At 42.6% G+C, this 24,789-nt stretch carries 27 protein-coding genes and 5 pseudogenes; 12 read left to right on the top strand and 20 right to left on the bottom strand.

The window, feature by feature from the left end; all coding sequences use genetic code 11:
• Positions 1-25: 25 nt before the first annotated feature.
• The gene (locus tag PREDE_RS12475) at positions 26-1,255 is read right to left on the bottom strand and encodes a site-specific integrase (RefSeq protein WP_044127441.1); all 1,230 of its coding nucleotides are present in this window, start codon (positions 1,253-1,255) and stop codon (positions 26-28) included.
• Between the two features lie 286 nt (positions 1,256-1,541).
• Here PREDE_RS12475 and PREDE_RS13710 point away from each other — a divergent pair.
• From PREDE_RS13710 to PREDE_RS12425, 10 genes and pseudogenes are all read left to right on the top strand, one after another.
• Positions 1,542-1,748 (top strand): annotated as a pseudogene (locus tag PREDE_RS13710) (tyrosine-type recombinase/integrase); the annotation flags it as partial.
• A gap of 25 nt (positions 1,749-1,773) precedes the next feature.
• Positions 1,774-2,241 (top strand): DUF1896 domain-containing protein, encoded by a 468-nt coding sequence (locus tag PREDE_RS12470; protein ID WP_005847745.1) that lies wholly within the window; start codon positions 1,774-1,776, stop codon positions 2,239-2,241.
• A 140-nt stretch (positions 2,242-2,381) separates the two neighbouring features.
• Positions 2,382-2,729 (top strand): hypothetical protein, encoded by a 348-nt coding sequence (locus PREDE_RS12465; RefSeq protein WP_005847747.1) that lies wholly within the window; start codon positions 2,382-2,384, stop codon positions 2,727-2,729.
• Positions 2,730-3,406: 677 nt separating this feature from the next.
• The gene (locus PREDE_RS12460) at positions 3,407-3,838 is read left to right on the top strand and encodes a hypothetical protein (RefSeq protein WP_005847749.1); all 432 of its coding nucleotides are present in this window, start codon (positions 3,407-3,409) and stop codon (positions 3,836-3,838) included.
• A gap of 5 nt (positions 3,839-3,843) precedes the next feature.
• Positions 3,844-4,263, top strand: a pseudogene (locus PREDE_RS12455) (PcfK-like family protein).
• Between the two features lie 4 nt (positions 4,264-4,267).
• On the top strand, positions 4,268-5,542 hold the full coding sequence (locus tag PREDE_RS12450; protein WP_005847752.1) for a PcfJ domain-containing protein: 1,275 nt from the start codon (positions 4,268-4,270) through the stop codon (positions 5,540-5,542).
• A gap of 27 nt (positions 5,543-5,569) precedes the next feature.
• Complete coding sequence (locus PREDE_RS12445) at positions 5,570-5,824, top strand: hypothetical protein (RefSeq protein ID WP_005847754.1); 255 nt, start codon at positions 5,570-5,572, stop codon at positions 5,822-5,824.
• A gap of 4 nt (positions 5,825-5,828) precedes the next feature.
• Positions 5,829-6,062, top strand: a complete 234-nt coding sequence (locus PREDE_RS12440; RefSeq protein ID WP_005847756.1) for a hypothetical protein — start codon at positions 5,829-5,831, stop codon at positions 6,060-6,062.
• 647 nt (positions 6,063-6,709) lie between these two features.
• Positions 6,710-9,703, top strand: coding sequence for an HsdM family class I SAM-dependent methyltransferase (locus PREDE_RS12430; protein ID WP_005847759.1), 2,994 nt, complete (start codon positions 6,710-6,712; stop codon positions 9,701-9,703).
• Between the two features lie 9 nt (positions 9,704-9,712).
• A complete protein-coding gene (locus PREDE_RS12425; protein WP_005847760.1) occupies positions 9,713-10,360 on the top strand; it encodes a hypothetical protein in 648 nt (215 codons plus the stop codon).
• A 224-nt stretch (positions 10,361-10,584) separates the two neighbouring features.
• Here the strand turns inward: PREDE_RS12425 and PREDE_RS14305 are convergent.
• Positions 10,585-10,821: pseudogene (locus PREDE_RS14305) on the bottom strand (glycoside hydrolase family protein); the annotation flags it as partial.
• 394 nt (positions 10,822-11,215) lie between these two features.
• On the opposite strand from PREDE_RS14305, the gene PREDE_RS12420 reads away from it, so the two are divergent.
• Positions 11,216-11,929, top strand: a complete 714-nt coding sequence (locus PREDE_RS12420; protein ID WP_005847767.1) for a class I SAM-dependent methyltransferase — start codon at positions 11,216-11,218, stop codon at positions 11,927-11,929.
• Positions 11,930-11,946: 17 nt separating this feature from the next.
• Positions 11,947-12,078 (top strand): hypothetical protein, encoded by a 132-nt coding sequence (locus tag PREDE_RS14375; protein WP_005847769.1) that lies wholly within the window; start codon positions 11,947-11,949, stop codon positions 12,076-12,078.
• A gap of 101 nt (positions 12,079-12,179) precedes the next feature.
• Here PREDE_RS14375 and PREDE_RS12415 read toward each other — a convergent pair whose 3' ends face one another.
• The 18 genes and pseudogenes from PREDE_RS12415 to PREDE_RS12335 all read right to left on the bottom strand — a co-directional run bounded on the left by PREDE_RS12415 (position 12,180) and on the right by PREDE_RS12335 (position 24,704).
• Positions 12,180-12,686, bottom strand: coding sequence for a glycoside hydrolase family protein (locus PREDE_RS12415; RefSeq protein ID WP_005847771.1), 507 nt, complete (start codon positions 12,684-12,686; stop codon positions 12,180-12,182).
• An 11-nt stretch (positions 12,687-12,697) separates the two neighbouring features.
• Positions 12,698-13,099 carry a DUF3872 domain-containing protein gene (locus tag PREDE_RS12410; protein WP_015310558.1) on the bottom strand — a complete coding sequence of 134 codons (402 nt, stop codon included), beginning with the start codon at positions 13,097-13,099 and terminating at the stop codon, positions 12,698-12,700.
• Positions 13,100-13,114: 15 nt separating this feature from the next.
• A pseudogene (gene istB, locus PREDE_RS12405) lies at positions 13,115-13,902 on the bottom strand (IS21-like element helper ATPase IstB).
• Positions 13,903-13,913: 11 nt separating this feature from the next.
• Positions 13,914-15,485 (bottom strand): annotated as a pseudogene (istA, locus tag PREDE_RS14135) (IS21 family transposase).
• Between the two features lie 557 nt (positions 15,486-16,042).
• Positions 16,043-16,273 carry a hypothetical protein gene (locus PREDE_RS12395; protein ID WP_005847779.1) on the bottom strand — a complete coding sequence of 77 codons (231 nt, stop codon included), beginning with the start codon at positions 16,271-16,273 and terminating at the stop codon, positions 16,043-16,045.
• A gap of 4 nt (positions 16,274-16,277) precedes the next feature.
• Positions 16,278-16,532 (bottom strand): hypothetical protein, encoded by a 255-nt coding sequence (locus tag PREDE_RS12390; RefSeq protein WP_005847781.1) that lies wholly within the window; start codon positions 16,530-16,532, stop codon positions 16,278-16,280.
• Between the two features lie 27 nt (positions 16,533-16,559).
• The gene (locus PREDE_RS12385) at positions 16,560-17,834 is read right to left on the bottom strand and encodes a PcfJ domain-containing protein (protein WP_015310557.1); all 1,275 of its coding nucleotides are present in this window, start codon (positions 17,832-17,834) and stop codon (positions 16,560-16,562) included.
• Positions 17,835-17,850: 16 nt separating this feature from the next.
• Complete coding sequence (locus PREDE_RS12380; protein ID WP_005847785.1) at positions 17,851-18,381, bottom strand: antirestriction protein ArdA; 531 nt, start codon at positions 18,379-18,381, stop codon at positions 17,851-17,853.
• A 21-nt stretch (positions 18,382-18,402) separates the two neighbouring features.
• Positions 18,403-18,819, bottom strand: coding sequence for a PcfK-like family protein (locus tag PREDE_RS12375; RefSeq protein ID WP_005847787.1), 417 nt, complete (start codon positions 18,817-18,819; stop codon positions 18,403-18,405).
• A 17-nt stretch (positions 18,820-18,836) separates the two neighbouring features.
• On the bottom strand, positions 18,837-19,427 hold the full coding sequence (locus tag PREDE_RS12370; RefSeq protein WP_005847788.1) for a hypothetical protein: 591 nt from the start codon (positions 19,425-19,427) through the stop codon (positions 18,837-18,839).
• 12 nt (positions 19,428-19,439) lie between these two features.
• On the bottom strand, positions 19,440-19,721 hold the full coding sequence (locus PREDE_RS12365) for a hypothetical protein (RefSeq protein WP_005847791.1): 282 nt from the start codon (positions 19,719-19,721) through the stop codon (positions 19,440-19,442).
• 11 nt (positions 19,722-19,732) lie between these two features.
• Positions 19,733-19,951: a hypothetical protein gene (locus tag PREDE_RS12360; protein ID WP_004365312.1), complete on the bottom strand. Its 219-nt coding sequence runs from the start codon at positions 19,949-19,951 to the stop codon at positions 19,733-19,735.
• A gap of 12 nt (positions 19,952-19,963) precedes the next feature.
• Positions 19,964-20,173, bottom strand: a complete 210-nt coding sequence (locus PREDE_RS14410; protein ID WP_005847798.1) for a hypothetical protein — start codon at positions 20,171-20,173, stop codon at positions 19,964-19,966.
• 879 nt (positions 20,174-21,052) lie between these two features.
• The gene (locus PREDE_RS12355) at positions 21,053-21,607 is read right to left on the bottom strand and encodes an RloB family protein (RefSeq protein WP_015310556.1); all 555 of its coding nucleotides are present in this window, start codon (positions 21,605-21,607) and stop codon (positions 21,053-21,055) included.
• 4 nt (positions 21,608-21,611) lie between these two features.
• Positions 21,612-22,829 carry an AAA family ATPase gene (locus PREDE_RS12350; protein WP_005847807.1) on the bottom strand — a complete coding sequence of 406 codons (1,218 nt, stop codon included), beginning with the start codon at positions 22,827-22,829 and terminating at the stop codon, positions 21,612-21,614.
• A gap of 126 nt (positions 22,830-22,955) precedes the next feature.
• Positions 22,956-23,462 carry a hypothetical protein gene (locus tag PREDE_RS12345; protein ID WP_005847809.1) on the bottom strand — a complete coding sequence of 169 codons (507 nt, stop codon included), beginning with the start codon at positions 23,460-23,462 and terminating at the stop codon, positions 22,956-22,958.
• Between the two features lie 139 nt (positions 23,463-23,601).
• Positions 23,602-23,946, bottom strand: a complete 345-nt coding sequence (locus tag PREDE_RS12340; protein ID WP_005847811.1) for a hypothetical protein — start codon at positions 23,944-23,946, stop codon at positions 23,602-23,604.
• Between the two features lie 5 nt (positions 23,947-23,951).
• A complete protein-coding gene (locus PREDE_RS12335; protein ID WP_015310554.1) occupies positions 23,952-24,704 on the bottom strand; it encodes a ParA family protein in 753 nt (250 codons plus the stop codon).
• Between the last annotated feature and the right edge of the window lie 85 nt (positions 24,705-24,789).

The following is a 24,789-nucleotide window of genomic DNA, read 5'->3' as shown; positions in this document are numbered from 1 at the left end:
AATTCGTTTGTTATCTATGGGGTGTTTATAATATGAGTTTCAAATCCTTTGTCGCTTCGATGTATTTGTCCATATCCTCGAAAAGCTTCTTGGGCGTAACCTTCGCATACACCTGAGTAGTTTGCAGGTTGGAATGCCCCAGCATCTTGCAGATGGTCTCGATAGGAACGCCGGCTTCCAAGGTAATCAGCGATGCAAACGAGTGCCTGCCGGCATGGTAGGTCAGGTCTTCCTTGATGTCGGCAAGGACAGCCAGACATTTCATGAGGCGGCGCATATTGGGATAGTGCAACATCGGGAAGAGAGTCTGACGGTCGTCATCCCTGTATTTCTCTATCAAGGCAAGGGCTTCGGGCAGCAGCTTGACACAGGCACGAAGCTCGTTTTTCTTGCGGCGGTATTTAAGCCACAGCCCGCCATCGTCATCCGTGAACAGATTGTCACGTGTAACGGAAACGGCATCGGCGTAGGCTGTTCCCGTATAGCAGGCAAAGAGAAAGAGATCTCTTGCCAAGATATGGGAGGCGCGATGTTCGGGGATTACCAAGTCACGGATTTTCTCGAAGGATTCTCGGCTTAGGGCTTTCGGCGTTTTTTCCTTTGGTTGGGGAAGACTGAAATGGGCGAAGAAGCATCTGTCGGCATGTCCCTCCTTATAGGCTTTTCGGCATACTTTCTTGACGATAGCCAGATAGTGCCGGCAGGTATCTATGGCAAGTCCTTTCTCGTCCAAGATGAAACTCTGGTAATCGTGGATAAACTGCTCCGTCATCTGACCGAAAGCAACGTCTTTGGTGCGAAACTCCTTTTCGATGAACTCTGCCAAGGTTCTCCGGGTATAGATATAGGCAGGGTAGGTTCCTTTTGCCCGGTCTATCCCGATACGCTTTCTCAGTTCCTCACAGACGATGTCCGTCATTCCCAACAGGGTCATCTGTGTTTCGAGGCTTCCCTGAAACAGGTTCTTGACAGCTTCCGCATCGAATTCCGCGTTTCTTCCCACAAGCGTGTCGAATGCCGTGTGGATGGAGAGCATCAGCTTGTCCAGCTTCGCATTAGTCTCCACGGCTTCATGGCTCTTGCCTTTCAGACGGCTTTCACGAGGATTCCATAAATCGGGCGTACAGGAGATTTTGCAACCGAACTGCACCATCGAACGATTGACGGTGATACGTCCCATGATGGGGGCTTTGCCCGACTTGTCCAATCGGCTCTTTTTGAGGTAGAGCAACACCTTGAATTTCTCTATTTTCATATACTTTAATTCTATGGGCAAAATTACCCGTTGTTAAAGCGTTCTTTGACAAGCAAAACATTGAGGAATAGTGAGATAGAAACCTCTCTATAGAAATCTCTCCTTTTTTTCGTTACCTCACTTCATTGGGGAAACCGGTGGATAACGGTTTGGTAACCGAAAGGATTCAATATTCCGTGCCGGATTGCTTTTCTACCACACTCGCAGAATATAGAAAAACACCTAATTATCAATCTGTTACCGGTTTATTCTCTATATTCTTCCAAATCCTTAAATGGACGATATTTTCCACATGGCTCGCCACACATTTGCAACAATGTCATTGAGTAAAGGTGTTTCTATGGAATCAGTTTCTAAGATGCTGGGACATACCAACATTAAAACGACACAAATTTATGCCCGTATTACTAATAAGAAAATAGAACACGATATGGAACAGTTGGCTGGCAAGTTAGACAAGTTCAATGTTGCTATGGGCATCAACTCTAAATAATGTACAACCCTAAACCAAGAAGATTATGACAACAACAAAGAAAGAGCTTTCTTACTTCCGTTTGAAGTTGGAAGCGTATCTCGGAGAGCATTTTCCAGAGATAGTGAATGAAAATACGTTTATAACTGCTCGCGCAGACGAAGCATTGACAATCTACTGCGATGCTATAGCACAAGGCTTTTCTCATCCCGAGGCGGAGACGATGGCAAGCGAAGTATTATACCAAGATTTGCATTTTTCCAAGTATGACACGCTTGTGTCTGTCTTGGAGAATGAGTTCGAGAAAGAACTCCCTTCTCCTCTTCCTGAAAGACTAACACCAATGCTTCTGAAGAATAAGGCTGTGCAAAGCGTTTTCAATAAGTACGAACTGACAGACGACTTTGGTGCAAGTCCAGAGTATGAGAAACTCTACACCGAACTGACAGGGACAATCGTTCTGATCATCGAGGTCAATGGTCTGCCAACCGTCAATAGTGAGAACATGACTTGATGTAACATCATCGGGAGCTTTTGTAGTGTCAAGAGCCAAGATAAACGCTCCGCTCCACACACCAAGAGTTTGTACCAACACTTGTCTTTGTGTAGCCTGCGCATCTTGTTATTGCTCTTGAAACTATTAAAAGCTCCGATATGAATACAATCATCATGAATCAAGACGTTCACACACCTGCCTTCATCAAGGCAGACGCATCGAACAAAACCGATAATATCAAGCAGCAGCCGAATTCTCCTAAGCAAGTCCGCCGCTTCTCTTGGACACGCTTCATCGAACTCGCTATCTTGCTTTCCATCGTTATCGGTGCCATTTGGTTTATCTCAAAGATTGTAACGCCGCAAGTCGTAACTGTCGTCTCTGTCATTACTGGTTTTCTGATACTACGCTTTATAGTCAGGGTAATTCTAAAAGTGACAATTACGCTGCTGAGCATTCTCTTCTGGCTGGCAATTCTCTGTGCTATTCTGCTATGCGTGCTTTGAGAAGCACGCATAGCCGTTATTAAAACTTAAAAATTCATTATAGCTCAGTATTTCACATGTAATTATTATCTTTGTATTTCCTAAGTAGCCCTATTAGCTGCTAACTGCAATAGGTAAAACTACTTTGGTTAAATAAAATGATTAAAATTTTGAATAGACATCTTCGTTCTTTTTAGAACTGTTAGAACGAGGCTCTGTCTCAAAATCACCAAACAGTCCAGTGCTGCAACGGAAAGCCTGTGCATGTTCGTGCATATACACGTTTTCGCTTTGGTAAGTGGGAATTCGTAAGAGAATATTGTAGAAGTTTACCAAAAAGGTAAAGTCCTAGTCCATTATTGACCAGTAATGAGCGTTTTTTTATGGGTGGTTATCTCGCATATTGAGATAGCCACCTTTTCTATTTTCCACTACGAGCGTTGCACTTTTGCTTCTTTTCCTATGCTCCACGATATGCGATAACAAGGAGACGGATGCTGTTCCCTTTTTATCCGCAAAGGTAGTACGGGGCTTGTGGCTTTCAAAAGGTCTGCGCCTTTGGTTTGTCTGGAAAATCTCCACACCTACGGGTAGTATTTTCCGCCAAAACCTTGTGCAAGCCCGCCCCGCTACCTCTATTTTGCTACAAAAAGGAATCAGCATACTCCGATCTTTGGACGCATAAAAAAAATGTCGCTATGGATAAGCAAAAAGTAAATACAACATCTTCGATGAACAGAAAAGGATATAGCTCCTCCTCTCATTACCGCATTAACCCTACGGCTGAAAAAAGTGAGCAAGTGTTGGCAATTAAGTTTGTACAATGGGACGTACTCCCTTTGGAGAGCCTTTGTAATAGCAAAGTATATCTCCTACGTGTGAAACTCAATCGTGGCGAGTGTATGAGCCGTGAAGAAAAGAATTGGTTATGCGAAGCGGTAAACTCAAACACCTATTTCCGTACAGCCGTTCCCCTGCAAGGCTATCGCTTTGACTTCTTTGATGTACTGAAGAAATACCTTGTCAATCAGTACGGACAATGGACAGAGTATTACGCACCCGACAGAACAAGCCTAAGAGCCTACCTATATGGGCGCATCAATCAAATAGTAGAAATCCCAAAATACTAAGCAATATGAAAGGAACAGAACATTTCACACGGACAATAGCCGAGTATCTCAATCAGCGTGCTATGACAGACCCATTATTTGCCCCTAACTTGATGAAAGCGAACAAGAATATTGAGGAGTGCATCACCTACATTCTTAATGAAGTGCAGAAAAGCGGTTGCAACGGCTTTGATGATGATGAAATCTTCTCTATGGCTGTTCACTACTATGATGAGGACGATATAGAGGTGGGTAAGGCTATTTCTTGCCAAGTTGCCGTTAATCATATTGTAGAACTCACAGAGGAAGAAAAAGCCGAAGCAAGGTAGGAAGCCATTAAGCAATATCAGCGTGAGGAACTTGCCAAGTTACAGAGCCGTAACGCACGAGTGAAAAAGACTGAGAACGCGACAACCCAAGTACAACCATCACTATTTGATTTTTAAGCCTATGAAACCGAGAAACAAATTTGAGAAGGCGGTTTTGGAACAAAGCAAGCATCTTCGCTCGATAACCAAGACACAAAGTAAGTGGGCATTCCGTGAGTGCATAGACCACTTCGCCTACCGCTTGCCAAAAGGTCGTACCACTTGTATGGATTGTGGGCATAGTTGGGTAATGGACAAACATAGAGAAACTTACACTTGCCCTCATTGTAGGGCAAAGTTGCAGGTCAAAGAAACCTATGAACGCAAGTTGCAGCAGAAGCAGTATTTTACTATACTTACCACTTGCGGAGAGTTTCAAGTATTGCGTATGTTCCTACTTATTGTGGGTATGGAGAAAGGTTACAAAGCACAGACTTCTATAATTGAGATTGGGCAGTATTGGTGGAATATGCAGGGACGAAAAGCTGTGGTTGCCATACAGAGGGTATTGGGACACTATGTTGATACCTTTTCCTATTATAGTCCTATGGCGATACGCAACGATAATGAAGCCTATCAGCATATTGCCTACTCACCGATATATCCGAAGTTCAAGGTTACAGACATACTTCGCAGAAATGGTTTTAAGGATAATTTCTATGGCATCGTACCTACCCAGTTTATTCCTGCATTGCTTACAGACAGCCGTGTGGAAACATTACTAAAGGCAGGTCAAACAGACCATTTACGTTACTTTTTTGACAACAAGAGGGTTTTTGGGGAACTATGGCAGTCCTACAAGATAGCAGTCCGTAACGGCTATGAGATAGCAGACATTTCTCTTTGGAGTGATTATGTAGATACACTTAGAAGATTAGGTAAGGATATTCATAATCCAAAATATTTATGCCCAACAGACCTTAAAGCCGAACACGACCGCAGACACGAGGAACTTCTCAGAGTGCGTGAAAGGGAGGAGATAGAACAGAAGCAGCAGAAGGCTATGGAAGATGAAAAGCGTTTCAAGGAACTTAAATCCAAGTTTTTCGGTATCTGTTTCACGGACGGCACAATCCAAGTCCACGTATTGGAGAGCGTGCAGGAGCATTTGGACGAAGGTGTATCAATGCACCATTGCGTATTCTCTAATGCATACTACCTCAAGGAGGACTCCCTTATCCTTTCGGCTACCATTGAAGGCAAGCGAATAGAAACCATTGAAGTATCATTACGAACTTTGGAAGTGATACAAAGTCGTGGGGTATGCAACAAGAATACGGAATATCACGAGCAGATAGTAAACCTTGTCAATGCCAATCGAGGTCTTATAAGCCGAAGAATGAAAGCTACAGCATAAAGTATGAACCATTAAATTATCAGAGATATGAAGACAGAGATTGAGGACATCATCTATAACTATACGGACGAGATACCGCATATTCTCATTAGGGTTATCAACGCAATAACCCTATCCGACAACAAAGAGGAGTTAAGGACGGCTATCAACAAAATAGCCAAAGAAACAGAACTTGACAAGTTCTTTGCCTACGGATATGGTGCGCATCACTTTTGGCTCACACATCGCATATTATCTAATGGAGAGCCAAAGGAATATAGATTATTAAAGGTTGAATTTTAAGATTATGAAGAAGAAAGTTTACAGAGTTCGGACGCAATACATCTTCGATGGAGTGTTTGATGTGGTTGCGGAGAGCAAGGAAGACGCACGGCAGAAAGTCCTGCAAGATTGTGGGTTGGTGATGGGTGGTAGCATTCACAGCACTTTGCCCGATGATGCAATAAATTGGGCTTTTGACAGACATTCTAACAAACGAATAAGTAGAATAACGAAAGTGCAAAAATATCCTGCTGAATAATAGTAAAAGCCACGCAAATTTTAGGTTTGCGTGGCTTCTTTTCTTTATCTTTGAACGAGCAGGCGACTAAAGAAAAGAAGCAAAAGAAAGTTGCAGGAAAGCTCAATAACTTTTCTTTGGGAAATTCTCTAATCAAGTGAAATAATCCTTTGGTTTTGTACTATCAGATAAAATACCATTAAAGATTTCATCAGATGATATATCAAAAGTACTACTATTATATGGAGAATCTTGTTCATATATTAAATATATTTTTGCAAATAGGTATAAAAGCCTTCAATGAGTATACAAGCAAAAAGAGTAGAAACGGTATGCCCATTAGAATAAGAAATGATAATGCCCAAAGAGATATATCTATTTTTATAGTTTTCGTTACATTTAAAACGCATAAGAAATAAATTAAAACATATCATGTAATTATAGTTTATTTTCTTTTTTATTATCTCTGTAGAACTTTTTTAAATAAGGAAATAACCAGAGGTGCATATTCTAATCTTTTGGAGGACTAACAAATACCTTATATTTTGTCATGCTCCTTATAATTGTAAAACAGATTCTACAAAAGAAAACAAAGATATAGCCATTTTTTTATCTATTCCAAATTATTTTTGTATCTTTGTGGCAGAAATATCCCACAAACAGACAGCATGATTATGCAGAATAATGCACTGATAGATAAATTAGGATACGCAGATCTCCTACTTGATGTTTCAGAACTGCGTAATTCATATCCTGCATTTGCGGATATAGAAGCCTTGGGGGTGGACAAAGTGTATTTCTCTGGCAACAAACCAGCTGTATTTTTCCTAAATGTAGATAGCTTCGACAGGGATACTCTCTTACGTATTGAGAAAATACAAAACAATGCATGGAATTACAGGAGAGTGATTTTTCTTTTCGTTCAAAGTACAACAGAGATACGAGTATATAATTGCTATAAAAAACCTGTTTTCACTCGCAAGGATGATTCAGAGGATCATTTGTCCAAACAGATTGAGTCTTTGGAATTAGGATGCTGCACAGAAACAGAAACAAGAGAGTCCTTTGAGCGTTTTGCGAGTTTGTTTTCACGTATTGGCATAGACTGCGGTACAATCTGGACAAACCATGAACTTAAAAAGAAGATAAATCTTCAAGAACGATTGGATAACTTCTTAGTAAGCTCATTATCCCAAACGACAAACAAGCTTAAAGAAACGGGGCTGCACCAGGAAATTATACATGGCTTGCTGATACGGTCGCTCTTCATCCTTTTTCTGGAGGACAAGGGGGCGGCACGAGAGGCTGGCTTGTACGAAAGCATAAAACCGGAATGCCAAAGCTATTTTGATATTCTTCAAGATAAAGATGCCACATATTCATTGTTTGAAATGCTGCAGAAACATTTCAATGGAAATATAACACCATTATTCCCCGGTGAAAAAGATGTGGTTACTGCAGAAAATTTGAACGTAGTACGCAATTGCTTCATGGATGGTGATGTGTCAGACAATCCAAAGTTATTTAATAATTGGCGATTGTTTAATTTCGGTATCATTCAGGTCGAGTTGTTGAGTGAAGTTTATGAGCTTTTCTTAGGTCAGCAAAGACTTGAAAAAGGGCAATTTTATACTCCGCATGGATTAGTTGACCTGATTTTAGAAGAAAAGCTCCCTATTGACATTCCTAATCATCATGTCAGAATACTTGATCCTGCATGTGGCTCTGGCATTTTTTTGGTGGAAAGTTATCGCAGACTCATTTCGAGATGGAAACGCGAGCATAATACTACGAAAATATCTTTCTCAGAGCTAAATGAAATTTTGCTAAATAATATATTTGGCATAGAAATTGACGAAACTGCTATTAAGGTGACTGCTTTCAGCTTATATATAGCACTTATAGATGAACTGGATCCCAAAAATTTATGGACAAAAGATGATTACAAACTTCCTTATCTCATTTGGGAAAAAGGAAAGGAAGGAGGAAAAAACCTTTTGTGCATGGATACGATTGGCGATGTAAATGCCGATATGTTACCATCAATGGATCTAATCATCGGGAATCCTCCCTTTGGAACGAAAGGGGTTTTGGACTCTGTCAAAAACTATTGCATAAAGAAAGGATTTGCCGTAGAGAGTGTAATAGCTTTTATCCATAAATCGGTGGAGTTTTGCCCTCATGGAGAAATCGCATTGATTTTCAACACGAAACTTCTGACTAATACACAAGGAACATATTGTAAATTCAGAAAGTGGTTGTTGAACGAGAACTATGTAGAAAAACTATATAACTTATCAATTTTAAGAAAAGTTCCTGAGGACTTTGGCGGACGGTTATTTAATGGAGCAACGAGTCCTGTCAGCATCATATATTTCAAACATCAACAACCGAAAATAATTTCCCCTACAATAGCATATTGGGCACCAAAGAGTTATCAGAAGACAAGTGCCATAGATGGAATTGTTATAAATGAGAGCGATATAAAGTTTCTTCCGAGAACAGAATGCCAAAAAGCAAACACAAAGATCTGGAAAATTGCACAATGGGGTAATTATTCTTGTTTCAGGCTATTGAAGCGACTGGAAAATCAGAACGAAACCCTTGAAAACTTCTTCAAGAGATTGTGTTGGTCATTTGGACGTGGTCTAAATGCAGACTCAAAACATCCTGACTTTGTACCTGAACAAATTATAAACATTAAGGCAATTGATAGATATTATACAAATCCCCAAAAAGTATGTTCCAATAATACGAAAGCCTATAGGAAAAATAATGATGAGCTTTTCAAAGCACCATTTATCATTTTTAAGCAGGGCCAACATAAAAACAAGATAGCATGCACTTTGTTTGAAGAATCATGCTATTGTACGACATCTGCCCACATAATGAATGGTGGTAGTTTGGAAGATAAGAAATTTTTGGTTTCTTATCTAAACTCTGATATTGTCAATTTTCAATTAAAACTGACTGCTTCTTTTTGGGGAATTGAACGAGAGATTTTCCTGCTAAATGAGGTTTTGGATTTAGCCTCTCCATTTGTTCCCGGCTATGAGCAGGTATTACCTGCCATTGTCGAGCCTTTTGACAAAATAGTGGAAGAGCAAAAGTCTCTTATGCCAAATGAGGAAGAAATAAAAAAGCAAGAGCAACTTATTTTCGATGCTTTTTCCCATTTGCTGAGGATTACCGACAACGAGAAAATTCTTATTGAAGATACACTGAAGTACAGCATTGATTTACTCGAAAATCATGGCAATTCTTTAGCATTTCATCGGGCCACAGAGGAGGAAAATATTAGTTACGCAGAGACTCTGTGCAATACATTAAATACATTTTTGGGACAATCTGTCAATAAAGTAAGTGCCTATGTCTATAATTCAACTCCATACGATCCTTTGAATATTGTACATCTGTTTTTTGGTGAGTCATGCAATCAGGTGGATATATGTGACTTGTCGAAATATAGAGGTCTTCTTTCTAAGATTGAAAAACAACTTGTAAAGGAGAAATCTACAAGTATCTATATACAGAAAAACTTAAAGTTCTATGATGGGAATCATATATATATTGTTAAGCCAAACCAAAAGCGATATTGGACTCGTTCACAGGCAGAGGATGATGCAGCTGCATTAATTGCCGAAATAATAACGATGCGTTAACAGGATGCTATGACAGGAACTTTGAAGGAAAATATCAGGAATGACTTTAGTGCAGGATTTCATGATAACTGCATTAGGCTTATTGGCGAAGCTTGTCTTGATTTGAAAAACAAACATATTGTTACTGTGGATTGGGATGAAGAGAACATATCTGCAAACATTTCTACAGCTATAAACACCAGTCCAAATGCTTTGAAATGGCAGATTCATGTTGTCAGCGAAGTTCCTCTTTACGATAAGGAGATACTTCAGGGAACGAAAAAAGCTAAGAGTGCAAAACGTGTAGATTTAGAACTTGGAGTATGGAATGAGAACTATCTAACTTTTAGTGTGGAGGCGAAAAATCTTATTCAAAACAAGATTATAAAAAATGGATGTAAAAAACCCATATACCCTCTAACAAAACAAAAAAGATACATTGAAACCGGCATTGACCATTATGTTTCTGGCTATTATCCACCTAATGGTTGTATGTTAGGTTATGTTTTGGAAGGTGATATATCATCAATAGTAAGCGGTATTAATAAAATAATGAAAAACAAATTTTCCTGTACAGAGAAATTGTATCCGCAATCATGTCAATTTGTCGGTATTGATGGCTATTATGTATCACACCATACTAATTTGAATCTTGACCACTTTTTTGTTAAGTTTTAGACTTGAATACCTATACAATACGAACTGATGGTAAAATATGCATACAATTGCTTACTTAGAGGGGGTAATACATCTTTATAAAGATATCCAATTACCCTCAAATTATCATAGAAAGTTCCATTACGTTTAGAAATAATTTTACTCTCAACAGAATCATTCCAAACTTTTTACAATAAAATAGTATTTTTGCCTATATGATTTTCGAATATTTAGGTATTATACTCCTATTTAATATGAAAAAATGTATATTCAACTTGCCTCCGCTTGACCAGTCCACGCAAAACCTTGCCTTTGTATCGGCATAATGAAACATACTCTTGATAGAAATTTCTCTCTCCGGATTCTATCTTTTGCAGCAGTCGGCTCTTGGGTCGCTTGCCATAACCGACCAATCGCCCTACACCCACATTGTAGGCAAACAAGGTCAGCAGGAGTGTATCCTTGCCATAGCCTTTGAAGTTTTATACGAAACACATTCGCAGTATCTTCTATCTTATCCGCAATGATATTCTGTGATTCCCTATTCACATATATAGAGAATATCCGAAATTATTGCTGTCCGGTAAAACTTTTTGGGGTCTACCCGTGTTAGATAAAATAGACTCAAACTTATTATTTGTTAGAATTATCTGTTATTATAGGTCTTTTCTTACCAAAATAAGCGCATTTTATAATGCTTACAATTTGAAACTGAAAACCAAGCCGATAGATGAGTAAAACGGCTGCAATACCGATGGATAAAGAGACACAGAGGTTTCAGTTTATTTTTACCGGACAGCAATAATCCGAAATAAAAATCATTATTATTGGCGATTGCAGGAACGAAGCAGATATCGTACTTTTGCAAAATAAGAAATGAACATTCTTGATAAGAAGATGATGGCAAACAGACAGAGCAATTCCTACCAAAGGATGATGGAACATTACGACGACCTATTGACCGGACGGAAGTGGTGGTCAAGGATATATATGCGATTTATTTGGAACGAAGACACAAATCTCTTGGCTCGGAAAGTGCTTGATCTCATACCGGACGATTTTCGGGGACGACTGCTTGACGTGCCTGTCGGCACTGCCATTTTCACCGCCGAGAAGTATCGCCAGATGAAAGATGCCGAGATCGTTGGTTTGGACTATTCGGAAGAAATGATAGCCATTGCGGCTTTGCGGAAAGAGACAGAGGAGATAGCCAACCTGTCTTTGGAGCAAGGAGATGTCGGAGAACTTCCCTATGCCAACGAGATCTTCGACTGCGTACTGTCGATGAACGGCTTTCAGGCTTTCCCTGAGAAAGAAAAAGCTTTTGCCGAGATTTTCCGTGTGCTGAAACCCGGTGGTTGCTTCTGCGGCTGCTTTTATGTCAAGGGCGAACGCCGATTGGCTGATTTATTTGTTAAGAAAGTAATGGAAAGAAAAGGATTTTTCCACCCTCCATACGACACCTTCGCTGAAGCCGAAAGCCGACTTCGGAGTATGTATGGCGATGACGTGCTGACAGAAAAAATGGCTTCCGTCTGCTTGTTCCGCTGCGTGAAACCACAAAGAGAAAGCACTGAAAACGAACAATAACCCCCAAACATAAGACTATGAGCGTAACAAAAATCATCGACGAAGAAAACATCACCATCGTACAAGGAGTCAACGGCATTCTTCTTTATAAGGAAGGGTGGATGAAAGAAAAGGCTAAACAAGAGGATAACCTATACAGCAACTCTTGATAAGGAATCTATCTTTGAAGGTATAGCGGTATTCTACAAAAAAAGCCTTCAAATTAGGGCTAAATTCTTACCAAGTCTGTTGCGTGGGACGGATTGATGTATCAAGGTACATAAAACAGGGCAAACTCCACCTGTCTGCGCCTGACCAATCCACTCAAAACTTTCCCCTTGTACCTGCAAAACGAAACATACTCCCGATAGAAATTCCTATCTTCAGCCTCTATCTTTCGTAACAACCTACTCTTAGGGTGCTTTCCATAACCAAGCAATCTGCCCACACCCACATTGTAGGCAAGCAAGGTCAATAGTAGCGCATCCTTACCATAGCCTTTGAAATGTTCAAAGTATTCCCAAAGGTCGGCACGAAGCAGGGAGTCTGCCTGCCGTTCTGTCATATCTGCAGTGAAGTGTTCGCCTGGTTGCAGCTGATGCCCATACCCAACATAGGGATAATTCTTCCAGCTGTGCATGCCCTCAAAGTATTTCACAACGACTACTGCACGCTCAAAAGGTGGCAAGTCTGCCAGCCGCACCCTGCGCTGGGCAAGGGTCGGCTGACAGAACAGGCAGAATACACAAAGTAAAATGAAAGCATTTATCGTTCGCATCCATTATGTTCTTAGTGGCGAGAAGATGCAAGCTTATCCTTGCCCTCTTCCCGCTCGTTGTTAAAACTAAAGGTCAGCTGCTGAACTTTCCCAAAACTATCCTCCACATACACGTCAATCGTCTGACGGTCGGTGGAGAGCGAGGTGTAGTATAAGCGGAACACTTCCTTTGTCAGCGGATAGCGGTCATTCGGCTTAAAGACAGTGCCGTTGTCATTTTTTAGCAAGCCTTTGCCGTCAGACTGGAAATAACGTATTGTATAGCGAGTGTCAGCAAACTCACCACCTCGTTTGAGCGTGCAGCGTATCTCAGCTGGAAAAGCCACTCTACTTTGACCCTTTTGGCCAAGTAGAATTTGCTCCTGTTGGCCACAACATGATTGCCCCTTGTAAAGTTCTGGTGCAGGGGTCAATTTTATTTTACCCTTTTAGATTCTCTGGCTTTTCTTAGCCCTTAACTTACGCATGCTTTCGCCATATAATTCTATGGTATGCGCCGTATGAATGATACGGTCAAGAATGGCATCTGCTATTGTCGGGTCCCCCACCATGTCATACCAGTTGGACGCAGGGTACTGTGAGGTTATGATGATGGATTTCCGTTCATGCCTGTCTTCGATAATTTCGAGCAGTATGGGCCGTTCCCTGGCGTCAAGATGCACAAGGAACAGGTCATCAAGGATAAGCAGCTGGCACCGCTCGATCTTCTTGAGTTCTGCCTCGAGTGTACCCTTGATTTTGGCCACTTTCAGTGCCCCGAGCAGTTTTGGGGCATTGGCATAGAAAGTGCGGAATCCCCTTATGCACGCCTCGTGGCCGAGGGCACATGCAGAAAGCTTTTTCCCGTACCGGAAGATCCTGTGACGAAAAGGTTCTGCCCTTTGTTCACGAAATCCAGGGTGGCGAGGCGTTCCATCTGATTGCGCTCCAGCCCCCGGTTCGTGGCATAGTCTATATCTTCAAGATAGGCCTTGTAACGGAATGCCGCATTCCTGGTAAGCCGTGCTATGGCAGCCTGGGCACGATGGTCCCATTCTCGTGCAAGAAGCATGGAAAGGAAAGTGTCCGCCGTCATGGCCTGCGGCGTGGTGCCTGCAAGGCTTTCCCTGAAGGCCTCCGCCATACCATGCAGCTTCATGCGGTTCATCAAATCAAGCGATATGGCATTCTGATCCTGCTGTCCTGTAACAGGAGCTGTCTTGTTGTTTGTTTCCATAAATCCGAACTTTATAATTCTTGTTTGTCTTTTCTGTAATATTCACGTCCGCGTATGTTCTTGTGGGTCGGTGGCGCAGGGGAAGCCCCGAGGGGCTGTACCCTTCCGTCCTCATCGGGAAGGAAATCCGCGTCTTCTCCCAGTTCAAGCACCTCGCGTAAGGCCTGATATCCGTATTGCAGCTTCTGGTTTGCGCAGGCGCAGGCCGCCACCAGACGGTCACGCCCGTACTTTTTCTCCAGCGTCAGTATGCCCCGGCAGGCTCTGAACGCTTTGGGAGGATACTGCATGAGCCGCTCCACTTCCCGAAGATAGTTCAATACGGTGTTGTCCATTTCCGAGGCACGCCGGAAGAGTTCCTCCAAGTCCTTGTCATAAGGGCCGTAATGTCCCGGCAGGTAGTGCTCCTTTTTCCATGAATAAGCGTAGGGGACGTCACTGCGGTCATGGGCGGCGACAAGGTTCATGCCACAGTAGATTTCCACCGTGTCGGCATCGTAGAGGATCGTCACGCGTTTCCCCACATGTTCCTTGGGAACACTGTAATGGTGCTTGAACAGCGATACGTAGGAGTTCCTGCCGACGGTCATCAGCTTTTTCTCTTTCATGACGTAGCGTTTCAGTGGAAGCGGGCGGAGGTAGTCCTTCTCACCGCGCAGGAACATCTCCTTGCGTGACGCCTCCCGGCCGGCCATCACCTTTTCATTGAAATCGTGCAGGGAAACATGGATAGCGGCATTGAGATCGTCCAGACTGGAGAAAGTCATTCCCTCTATGTCCAGGTAAACGGAACGGTAGAGAAGCTTCACTGCGTTTTCAACAAGGGCCTTGTCCTTGGGGTGGCGTACACGGGCGGGATAGACCGCACAGCCGTAATGCTCGGCAAAAGCGGCGAAATCGTCATTGATGACGGGCTCGTTGCGGTCGCTTCGGGTGACGGCCGCCTTCAGATTGTCGGGGACTATTGCCGCCGGAGCCCCTTCGAAATACAGCATGGCATTCTCGCATCCCTTGATCAGGTCTTCCTTGCGCTGCGACCATACGGCCTCACAGTAGGTGTAATGACTGAACGGAAGGATGGCAACAAAGACTTCGGCCTTCTTCGTCTCGCCTGTCATCTCATCGACAACTTCAAGCCTGTCACCGGCAAAATCAACATACATCTGGTCTGCGGCATAGTGCTCGACATGGCCGACGACCTTGATGTGGAACTTGTACTGGCGGACTGCCCGCTTGAAGGAAGACAGCTGAAGACCGTCAGGATATTCAGCATGATACTCCTTAAACAGTTTTCTGACACTCATCCCTTTGCGTGTCAGGCGGGATACATATCCGGGAAGCAAAGCCTCCAATTCAATCCTTTTGGAAGAAGGCTACCGACGTCGGGATTCCGTACCGACAAACATCTCATGCAACTGCTCCTCGGAAAGGGAGAGAAGCTGATCGATGCTTTTCCCACTTGAAAGGAACAGGCGGACATACTTGCGGACAGTGTTACGGGAAGTATGGAACGTGGATGCCGTTTCCTTGATACCCATCCCTGCCGCATAACATCTTAAAATGTTCTTGATTCTCTTGTTCATTTGCATAGATTTTATTATTACCCCTTACACCAGGACTCGGGTTCCCAAATCTACATAAAAAACTCTAACGACACTTGTACTAAGTGGTTAATATTATTTTGGCCAAAAGGGTCAATCATATTATGGCCAAGGTGAGCAATCCTGTTTGGCCAAAAGGGTCAAAGTAGAGTGGCTTTTCCAATAAGTTCCAAGATGTTTGTATTGTATTGAACCAAACTACCTTGAAAGGATACAATGACAATACATTGCATCAATTAAATCCGTCAACCCGGAATAAACTTTACGTTGCTTACACAAGAGCAAAAAGGGATATATACTGTATTCCACATGTGTTTTTAGATAAATACAAACAATGACTTAACGTTCCCTCTAAAACAAACATATCTACCTGTATTTGAGAGAATGATATTATATCTTATTGGCTTTTTGTTACTTTTGAGCCGTCCCAACTCACTGTCAAAAGTAACGAGGTACTTTTCTTCGGGTTTCTTTGCTACTTTCTTTGTCCGCTCGAAGCTCACGAAAGAAAGTAGCGGTCGGCAGATTTGCCGACCGCTTTACTCTGTCTGTTTTTCTTGAATGGTTATCCGTCCCGTCCTTACTTCGGGGTGCGTGGAGAAAGCCCAATTGATTTCCTCATCGGGCAGGGTGCTGTGAATGTTTCCACCCATCACCATTCCGCAATCCTGAATGACTTTTTGTCGTGCTTCTTCTCTGCTCTCGGCAACTACCTCAAAAACTCCCTTGAAAATGTACTGCGTCCGTACTCTGTAAACTTTCTTCTTCATATTCTCAAAATTCAACCTTTAATAATCTGTGTTCCTTTGGCTCTCCATTGGATAACCTGCGGTGGGTAAGCCAAAAATGGTGTGCGCCATAGCCGTATGCAAAGAACTTGTCAAGTTCCGTTTCTTCGGCTATCCGATTGACGGCTGCCCTCAATTCCTTCTCGTTGGTGGATAGGGTAATGGCATTGATTATCCTTATAAGGATATGGGGTATCTCGTCCGCCCAGTTGCATACGATGCTTTCTATTTCTGCTTTCATATTCTGTGATGTTTTGGTAATTGTTTCTTATGCTGTCGCTCTCATTCTCTGTCTTATCAATTTGCAGTTGGCATTGACAAGGCTCACAATTTGGTCGTGATATTCCGTATTCTTGTTGCACACGCCACGACTTTGCACCACTTTGAGCGTGTCAAGGTTGACCTCAACCGTTTCTATCCGTCTGCCTTCGATGGTTGCAGAAAGGATTAGCGAGTTTTCTTTGAGATAGTAGGCATTGTCGAATACGCAATGATGCATTGTTACTCCTTCCTCCAAAAATTCCTGCACGCTCTCCAAGACGTGGACTTGGATTGTGCCGTCTGTGAATGAGATACCGAAGAACTTTGATTTGAGTTCGTGGAAACGTTTCTCGTTCTCCATTGCTTTTTTGCGTTTCTTCGCCTTCTCTTCTTTTTCCCTTTGTCTGCGGAGTTCGTTTTGTCTTAGGTCGTGTTCCCTATGCAGGTCGGTGGGGCAAACATACTTGGGGCTGTGTATGTCCTTGCCCAATCTGCGGAGCATATCCACATAGTCGCACCAAATTGAAATGTCCTCTATGTCATAGCCGTTGCGAGTGGCGACTTTATAGGATTGCCAACAAGCGTCAAATGCCCTCGAATTGTCAAGAAAGTATTTCAGATGTTCGGTTCTGCCTGCTTTTATCAATGTTTCCGCCCTGCTGTCGGACAATAAGGCAGGAATGAGAACAGTTGGTGCGATATCGTGAAAATCATTCTTAAATCCAGTCCTACGGAGTGTATCCGTTGCCTTGAACTTCGGATATATCGGAGAGTAGGATATATGGCGGTAGGCTTCGTTATCGTTTCTCACTGCCATAGGCGAGCAATAGGAAAAGGTGTCGATGTATCTGCCCAATACTCTCTGAACGGCAACAATCGTCTTTCGTCCTTGTGCGTTCCACCAATACTGACCGATTTCAATAACATATGGAGTTGCCTTGCAACCTTTCTCCATTTCTGCGGAAAGGAGGAACATTCTTAGTACTTGGTGTTCTCCACAAGCGGTAAGTATCGTAAAGTATTGCTTCTGCCTTATCTTACGTTCAAAAGTCGTTCGGACTTGCAACTTTGCTCTACAATGAGGGCAAGTGCAATGTTCGGTTGGGTTCTCCATTGTCCAACTATACCCACAATCCATGCACGTGGTACGACCTTTGGGCAGTCGGTAGGCGAAATGGTCTATACATTCACGGAATGCCCATTTGCTATGCGTCTTGGTTATCGGGCGAAGGTGTTTGCTCTCGGCAAGTACTGCCTTTTCAAACTTGTTTCTCGGTTTCATAATCTGTCCTCCTTAATCAGTTATTGCGAAATACATAACCGTCCTTGTACCAAAAGTCCATATCGAAAAGGTCATCGGCATATTTGGAGAAGTCGAAGTAATTCAGTGCAAAATCGGATAATTCATTCTCCATTTTCGCAAGTTCCTCCGCAAAATCTTCCTTGCTTGCATAATTTCCTATGTAGTCGGATTGGAAAGATTTTACAAGGCTGTATGCGTCTTGTGTGAGTTGGGCGTTGTTGCCGTCTGCCCACACCCAAAAGGCTTCTTTCTCCGTGTCGTTCAGTCTGTCCAACTCGTCCCGAAGTTCAAAGAAGGTTTCCTCCAAATGCCCCTCGGCTATCAGACCATCGGGGATTTCCTCCCACGCTTGGAACATATATTCGGGTTCTTCCTCATCCTCGTGTATCCCGGCACAACGCTCCATAAAGCCGTCCAAATCGTAGAAGTCCGAAAGTTCCACCCATTCGCCCTGCAATGAGCCGTTGTTGTACTTGGCATAAGTGCCTACATAGATGCGTGCTTCGTTCAAATCCGTTGCTTCCATTTTTCTTTTGTTGTTTAAGGGTTAAAACTCGAATAGTGAGGGTTGTGCTATCTGCTGTTCCACCTGCTTCTCCAATTTGGGTTTCTTGGCGGTAAGTTTGCGGTATTCCTCTGCTTGGTATCGCTCGATAGCCTTTTTTCTTGCTTCCGCTTTTTCCTCCTCCGTGAGTTCGATAGTATGGTTTACCACAACTTGGCAGTTGATGTACTTGCCCACCTCGATGTTATCCTCGTCGTAATAATGCACGGCAAGGGAATATACCTCCTCATCGGACAGACCTGCACACCCCATTCTTTGGACTTCCGTCAAGATGTAGGTAATACACTCGTCTATGCTCTTGTTCTCTTTGCGGAAACTCTCCGCAAAGAGTTCATCGTATGATGCTCTCGTTTCCAAATAGTTTTGGATAACGTCCTTGAAATGTTCTGTACCTTTCATTGTCTTTGTTGTTTTTATCAGTTGAATAATGTTCCGTCAGAAAGAAATTCGTAGTTGTTGGCTTCGCAACTCTCGGCAAAGGCTTCTTCGCTGAGTTGATATTCCATATCGTCCCTGCAAGCCTTGAAAAAGCCGTTTAAGCACTTGACCATAAGTTCGTAAAGGGTGGTGTTGTCGGGGGCTTTCAGAAAGTCGTATATAGGCTGTAATATCTCATAGTCCATATAATAGCCCGTCAAAACACAATCATTGGTGACGAATACACGGCTCTTGCGCTTTGTCTTGTAATTGTGCCCCCAAATGGTTTTGGGTATATACAAGTCGTTCCAATAGTTATTGACAAGGTATTTCAGAAGTCTAACCCCTTTCAAATTATCTTCTTCCTCGCTGTAAGGAGAAGTGAAACGATACCAATAGGAATAATCATCGTATGACCATCTGTCCACCTTGATATTGAATATCTGTTCAAAGGCTTGCAATGTCTTTCGGTTTTCTTCGTCCCAACCATAGTTGAAATGTTCCGCCCAATGGCTGTGTGCCTTTGCTTGTGCCTCTTTGGTCAGTTCGTGGAGGTTATATACCTCGTATGCTCTTGTTTCCGTTCTCATATTCGTTTGGTGTTATCGGGTTGTATTATTGATGATGTCTTCTCCATTGTCCGCAAAGACCTCGATAGTAGGTTTCCCTCCGTTTTCCTCTACGGATAGGCTTTCGGAGGTGTCATATAATGTTTCTCCGTCCGTAATGATGACTTTCTCGTTGTCCTCAAAACAGAGAACGTCCTCACCTTGCCACGACTTGACAAGAGCAACGGCTTCCTCGTAATTCTCGGCTGTTACTTCAAAGTGGGTGCGTTCCCAACAAGTAACCTTTCGGTCTTGGTAAAATCTGAATGCTTCCATTGTTCCTATGTTTAGATTGTTGCTAAAATGATTTCTTGGATATGGGTAGGGGCAACCTCTGAAAAGAGATAGGTGATAAACTCCTTTCTGTCCTTCCGATTGAGTTCCTTGTATAGTTCCCCAAAGGCGGATATGTTTCCGTTGAGGTAAACCGATACCATATACTCGAAGATGTTGTCCACTTCGTAGTATCTGCATTGCTGTGCGATTGTCTTGCTTCTTCTTTTCATATATCTGTCTGTTTAAGAAATGAGTAACCAAAGAGTTGCCCCGATGATGAGGGCATAAGCCAAGATGTACACTGCGATTGCCAAAGTGATGGTAAGGAGTAGCCGAATGAGGAATTTCCCTGCACATATCCCTGCCAGCCAAAGCCAGACGCTTCCGCCCCAAAGGAGAGAGCCTGCGAGTGCAAGTACCACCCAAATTGATATTTTGTATCTCAGTTTCATCTTGTCTGATTTTTTTGATTTTATGCGGATTTTAGAGGTGAGGGAGTTGAGTTTCCATTTTCTTTTTCCCTGCTTCTCGCATATCCGACATTTTTTTTATGCGTCTTTCCGTCGGGTCGGTCGTTTTCGTTTCAGTGGCGTAAAAAGGCAGGGCTTAGGACAAACAAGGTTTTATGGCGAGAATACTACCTGCAATGAAATGGAAGTGTGGAGATTGTCGTCTAAACGGCTTGCCGCCCCGACCTTTTTTGTCCGTGGAAGCCCGGAACTACCTTTGCCGCTGACAACGAACAACCGATCCCGACATAATACACGGGCATAAGTGGAGGATGTGCAGACGGAGAAGCGGGGCGAAAACAAAAAACGCAGTTTTCGAGGACTGCATCTTATCATAAAACGGAATACACTGAAAACAAAAAGCCGCCTCAACGGACGGCTCTATGAAAATAATTTGGAGAAAATTCTTTTTTCTCACGATATACCTTTATCTTTGCAATAGGTTATTCGAGTTATGCAAAGCGTTGTATATCACTGTTGAAGATAGGTCGCTAAATCATTACCTACTGCATTTCATAACTCATAAGGCTGTTCATAGCCAATTACTTAGACCTAAATGATAGATTTTTCCAGAAAAAAGGCTTTAAAGAGTCTCTTTTTCGGCATTTTACTGCTTTTGAATGTGTATTCATGTACACACCTATACATATATACAAGTATTCACGTCCACATGAATACAATGAAATATCTATTTGAATAGGTGAAATCCATAACTAATTCCAATTGCGAATACACTGTATGCGGAATGTGCAGAAGAAAAATAGACGAATATCTAAATAGATTAGAGTCGGCTTTATATATAAACAAAGCCGACTCTAACCTTTAATTTTTACCCTTCAACTTATCAAGTTCTTCTATCAACTCATAAATTGTAGTTGAAGGATTCTTATATGGGGACAACTTTTTTGCCCTTTTACTGGCAATCGTAACATTGTCCATCAAACTTAATTTATCCTCAATGGATAACTTGCCTTTCTTGTATTGCTTAATATATCCAGACAACTTAGATACACAATCGGTACTTCCGATTTCAGCACGTTGGTCTGTATAATGTAACAACAACCATAATTCAACACAAGGATTGGAGCAAAGCAGTATAGCCCCAGGTATCTTCTGTAATCTGCTAAGAACAGAAGGCACATCCAAATCATACATCAAGAATGTCATATCATGCTTGGTCTCCACATAATTAGCCTTGCATCTGCTTATCAGAGCAGGTGTAACATTAAGCAATGTACGCTTAGGTATGATATGAATAGGAAGACGATAATGCGCTCTCAGCATTTCAACATAAGCGACCTCTGTTTCACCCTCACAAAAGACGAAATAGTTGGGCTTCATTGTCTTCCCTTTAGAAGTTCTTTGTACTCTTGCCATATTTCTAAAGTGTTAGAGTCGAAATATAAGGAATGGCATCAAAGCGTCCCTGCAGATAAGCCTTCTCCATATCCAGCGTGTCCCGGAAATCCTTGAAATCAAACAGAGAATACAAATCACTGCTTCCATCCTCTCGCTTGTTCACGAAATACACCTGATCCCTTCGCTGGAAATCGGTGTTCAGCAAATGGGTGTTATGAGTGGTGTAGATGAGCTGGGCATGGTCGCTATGATTAAACATACCTATTACAAATTCCACCAGCTGTGTATGGAGGCTGTTGTCAATCTCATCGACAAGGAGCATCTTTCCTTCATGGATAATACCAATCATCCTCACCATCATCCGGAACAAAGTTTTGGTTCCCTCCGACTCTTCCGTCTCGAAATCAAACGCAACGGAAGGGTTGGTACGATGAAAAGTCGTGATGGCATTGTTCTGAATCTTGAAGTCAATGATGTCGCTATCTGCCGTTCTCAACACCTCCAGCATCTGCTCTTTTCGTTCCTTGAATAAATTATCCAGAGAATCAATGTTAGCCACCTGATAATCAAGCACGATGTCATTACAGAAAAACAGGAAAATCTTTTGGGCTATTTCCCTGTCCATCTGACTGGCACGAGAAATATAGAGTGTCTTCTTTGATGTATTGTCAGCTACATCGAAAGGACGCTTGATGACTGTCTTAAACTCATAGATGTCTTTCTTTTCAGTTCCTCTGCTTTCATCACGGCTGAATACCAGCGACTTGCGACCATTCGGATAATAGTACAAAGTCTCGGTGATGATTTCATCATGCATAAAGGAGAAGGAATACTCATACTCTACTCCATTCAGCAGGAAACGGATATAGAAAGAGCTTGGCTTGTTTGCATAATCCTCAAACTTGAAAGGTGAGATGGCAAACTTGGTGTCAACATTATAATTATGTGATGAACGAACCATGTTCACGCAAGCTCTGATGGCTTTTATCACATTGCTTTTACCCGAAGCGTTGGCTCCAAATAAGGCAACGCTCTTCAACATCTGTTCTCCATCCACGGAAAACAGATTACCTTCAAGCTCCCTTGCCTTCTTTGTCTGAATCTTGGCAGCCTGCAAGTCCAAAGTCACCTCGTCTCGAAACGAGAACATATTGCTTAAACGTATCTCTAAAACCATTTTAACATCGATATTTGTAATTTGATTGCAAATATAAGAAATAAAACTTGTTTTTATATCCATCAGACGTTATTTTTATTATTATTTAGCACAACAAAGAGCTGGATGCTCCTTAAAGCACACGCAGGCATCTAAAACTACCGCCACCAGAGCACGAAGTTCTGATGGTGGCAATCTTCTTTTTCTCTATCAATAAACCAATGAATAGTTCACATTGAAATGGGAATCTGAAACCTTCATAGTTGTAATCACCATAGATTTGTCCTGGTTGGTGAAGCAATACTGCAGGCTGGCTTCATCAGCAGAAACAAGCGTGTAGTGCTTCTTAAGATAGTCAATGACAAGACCACGGTTCACACTTCGCTCCGTATCAATGACGGAATAGAGCGAACCGTCAAGACGGGAGAAGCTGTAAAGAACGCCTTCACTACCCTGCCCTGTCATATAGGTCAACTGGATGTTGTCGTTGGAAGTCTCAGCCACCGGGCGGTAACGCTTCATGGATTGAGCCATATAGCTCTTAACCTCATCCACATTCGCACCCATGATATGGAATGGCTCTGTCCAAACGTCCAGTTTTGTTTCCGGATTTCCGATGTCCTCCGTCGGGTCATCATTGCCGCAAGAAGTGAATACTACTGGTGAAGCCATCATCATCAGAAAGATGGCGATTGAAAGATACTTTTTCATTTTCATGACTTTTCTTTTTGATGTTATTTAATTTCATTGTATTCATATCCACATGTGGACATGTATCAACGTGTACGTGTATCAATGTATTAACGTGTACGTGAATCAATGTATTCATGTGTACATGGCTACACATCCACACTTTCTACATGACTTCCCTGATGGTTTTAGTCCTGATTTTCTTGACCTTACCATATTTAGACTCATAAGCTTCAACGCCTTGTTTCATGACGTATTCCATAAAGGAACGGATGGTGAAACCTTCCTTTCGGGCGATGGTCTGAACCTTATCAACGAGTTCCTTTGAGCAGATAAAGGAGAAATGTCGCCAGGGGTCTTCATTAGTCAAATCGCTCTCTGCCTGAGGGCTTGGGGCAGGGTTCTGCTTCTCCTGAGAACTCCCAGGAGACTTGTCAAATCTGTCCTGCGGATGAATGGCAGCCTTACCGAGAATGTTACCAAGCAGAATGTCCATATTCTTCTTTACCATAGTCTTTACTGATTACGTGAGATAATTTCCTCTGTCAATGCCTGATAATCCTTCGCTCCGTTCGATTGAGGGTCGTACTCGAAGATGCTCTGACCGCTGCCTGCCGATTCTGCTAGGGCGATGTTTTCACGGATGCGAGTTTGCATGGTGATAGTCTCGTAACGTGACTTCACGGCTTGCTCAACCACCTTGTTTAATTTGCGATGGTTGAATCTGGCGATGAAAACGCCTCCAAGTCTGAGGTTCGGCTTCACTCGCTGCAAGGTCGAGACAAAGGAATCGAGCATTCTCATACCTTTCAGAGGAAGAAGTTCGGGAGTCATCGGAACAATGATTTCATCTGCTGCAAGGAAGGCATTTGTGGTGACGATTCCCAAGGACGGAGGACAGTCTATGAGAATGTAGTCATAGTTCTGCTTCACGGGTTCGAGCAGTCGGCTCAGCAGCTGTTCTCTTGCCAGGAGATTGGTGAGGGCAATCTCTGCGCTTGCCATTTCGAGGGAGGAAGGAACGAGGTCGAGGTTTTCCCTGATGTGCTTCACTAGCAGGGGTGCGCCATCAACCAGAGAGTCAAAGATACTTGTCTGCACCTCATCTTCATTAGGGATGAAATACAGGGTAAGATTTGCCTGACCGTCAAGGTCTATGAGCAGGACTTTCTTGCCCATACGTGCCATGCAAGCCCCGATGGAGGCTGTAGAGGTGGTCTTCGAAACACCACCTTTATGATTGGCGAATGTAATGATTTTCAATGACATAATATAAAATCTTTTGTATATATGTATGAATGTATTCATGTGTACATGGCTCCAAGTATATATGGCTACATGTATTAACGTGTAC

Origin of the sequence: Prevotella dentalis DSM 3688 (assembly GCF_000242335.1) — a bacterium.
Lineage (GTDB): Bacteria > Bacteroidota > Bacteroidia > Bacteroidales > Bacteroidaceae > Prevotella > Prevotella seregens.
Note: the sequence above shows the minus strand (reverse complement) of the source record. Positions and strands in the feature narration are given on the sequence as shown.

Bases quoted from the DNA above. Each gene is read 5' to 3' on its own strand.
- PREDE_RS12395 (WP_005847779.1), bottom strand. From the start codon at position 16,273: ATGAAGAAGAAAGTTTACAGAGTACGGACGCAGTACATTTTCAAGGGA.
- PREDE_RS12350 (WP_005847807.1), bottom strand. From the start codon at position 22,829: ATGGATATAAAAACAAGTTTTATTTCTTATATTTGCAATCAAATTACA.
- PREDE_RS12385 (WP_015310557.1), bottom strand. From the start codon at position 17,834: ATGAAACCGAGAAACAAGTTTGAAAAGGCAGTACTTGCCGAGAGCAAA.
- PREDE_RS12450 (WP_005847752.1), top strand. From the start codon at position 4,268: ATGAAACCGAGAAACAAATTTGAGAAGGCGGTTTTGGAACAAAGCAAG.
- PREDE_RS12465 (WP_005847747.1), top strand. From the start codon at position 2,382: ATGAATACAATCATCATGAATCAAGACGTTCACACACCTGCCTTCATC.
- PREDE_RS12360 (WP_004365312.1), bottom strand. From the start codon at position 19,951: ATGAAAAGAAGAAGCAAGACAATCGCACAGCAATGCAGATACTACGAA.
- PREDE_RS12470 (WP_005847745.1), top strand. From the start codon at position 1,774: ATGACAACAACAAAGAAAGAGCTTTCTTACTTCCGTTTGAAGTTGGAA.
- PREDE_RS14375 (WP_005847769.1), top strand. From the start codon at position 11,947: ATGAGCGTAACAAAAATCATCGACGAAGAAAACATCACCATCGTACAA.
- PREDE_RS12375 (WP_005847787.1), bottom strand. From the start codon at position 18,819: ATGAAAGGTACAGAACATTTCAAGGACGTTATCCAAAACTATTTGGAA.
- PREDE_RS12415 (WP_005847771.1), bottom strand. From the start codon at position 12,686: ATGCGAACGATAAATGCTTTCATTTTACTTTGTGTATTCTGCCTGTTC.
- PREDE_RS12335 (WP_015310554.1), bottom strand. From the start codon at position 24,704: ATGTCATTGAAAATCATTACATTCGCCAATCATAAAGGTGGTGTTTCG.
- PREDE_RS12345 (WP_005847809.1), bottom strand. From the start codon at position 23,462: ATGAAAATGAAAAAGTATCTTTCAATCGCCATCTTTCTGATGATGATG.
- PREDE_RS12440 (WP_005847756.1), top strand. From the start codon at position 5,829: ATGAAGAAGAAAGTTTACAGAGTTCGGACGCAATACATCTTCGATGGA.
- PREDE_RS12420 (WP_005847767.1), top strand. From the start codon at position 11,216: ATGAACATTCTTGATAAGAAGATGATGGCAAACAGACAGAGCAATTCC.
- PREDE_RS12365 (WP_005847791.1), bottom strand. From the start codon at position 19,721: ATGGAAGCATTCAGATTTTACCAAGACCGAAAGGTTACTTGTTGGGAA.
- PREDE_RS12380 (WP_005847785.1), bottom strand. From the start codon at position 18,381: ATGGAAGCAACGGATTTGAACGAAGCACGCATCTATGTAGGCACTTAT.
- PREDE_RS12340 (WP_005847811.1), bottom strand. From the start codon at position 23,946: ATGGTAAAGAAGAATATGGACATTCTGCTTGGTAACATTCTCGGTAAG.
- PREDE_RS12390 (WP_005847781.1), bottom strand. From the start codon at position 16,532: ATGAAAGCAGAAATAGAAAGCATCGTATGCAACTGGGCGGACGAGATA.
- PREDE_RS12460 (WP_005847749.1), top strand. From the start codon at position 3,407: ATGGATAAGCAAAAAGTAAATACAACATCTTCGATGAACAGAAAAGGA.
- PREDE_RS12355 (WP_015310556.1), bottom strand. From the start codon at position 21,607: ATGGCAAGAGTACAAAGAACTTCTAAAGGGAAGACAATGAAGCCCAAC.
- PREDE_RS12370 (WP_005847788.1), bottom strand. From the start codon at position 19,427: ATGAGAACGGAAACAAGAGCATACGAGGTATATAACCTCCACGAACTG.
- PREDE_RS12430 (WP_005847759.1), top strand. From the start codon at position 6,710: ATGATTATGCAGAATAATGCACTGATAGATAAATTAGGATACGCAGAT.
- PREDE_RS12445 (WP_005847754.1), top strand. From the start codon at position 5,570: ATGAAGACAGAGATTGAGGACATCATCTATAACTATACGGACGAGATA.
- PREDE_RS12425 (WP_005847760.1), top strand. From the start codon at position 9,713: ATGACAGGAACTTTGAAGGAAAATATCAGGAATGACTTTAGTGCAGGA.
- PREDE_RS14410 (WP_005847798.1), bottom strand. From the start codon at position 20,173: ATGAAACTGAGATACAAAATATCAATTTGGGTGGTACTTGCACTCGCA.
- PREDE_RS12475 (WP_044127441.1), bottom strand. From the start codon at position 1,255: ATGAAAATAGAGAAATTCAAGGTGTTGCTCTACCTCAAAAAGAGCCGA.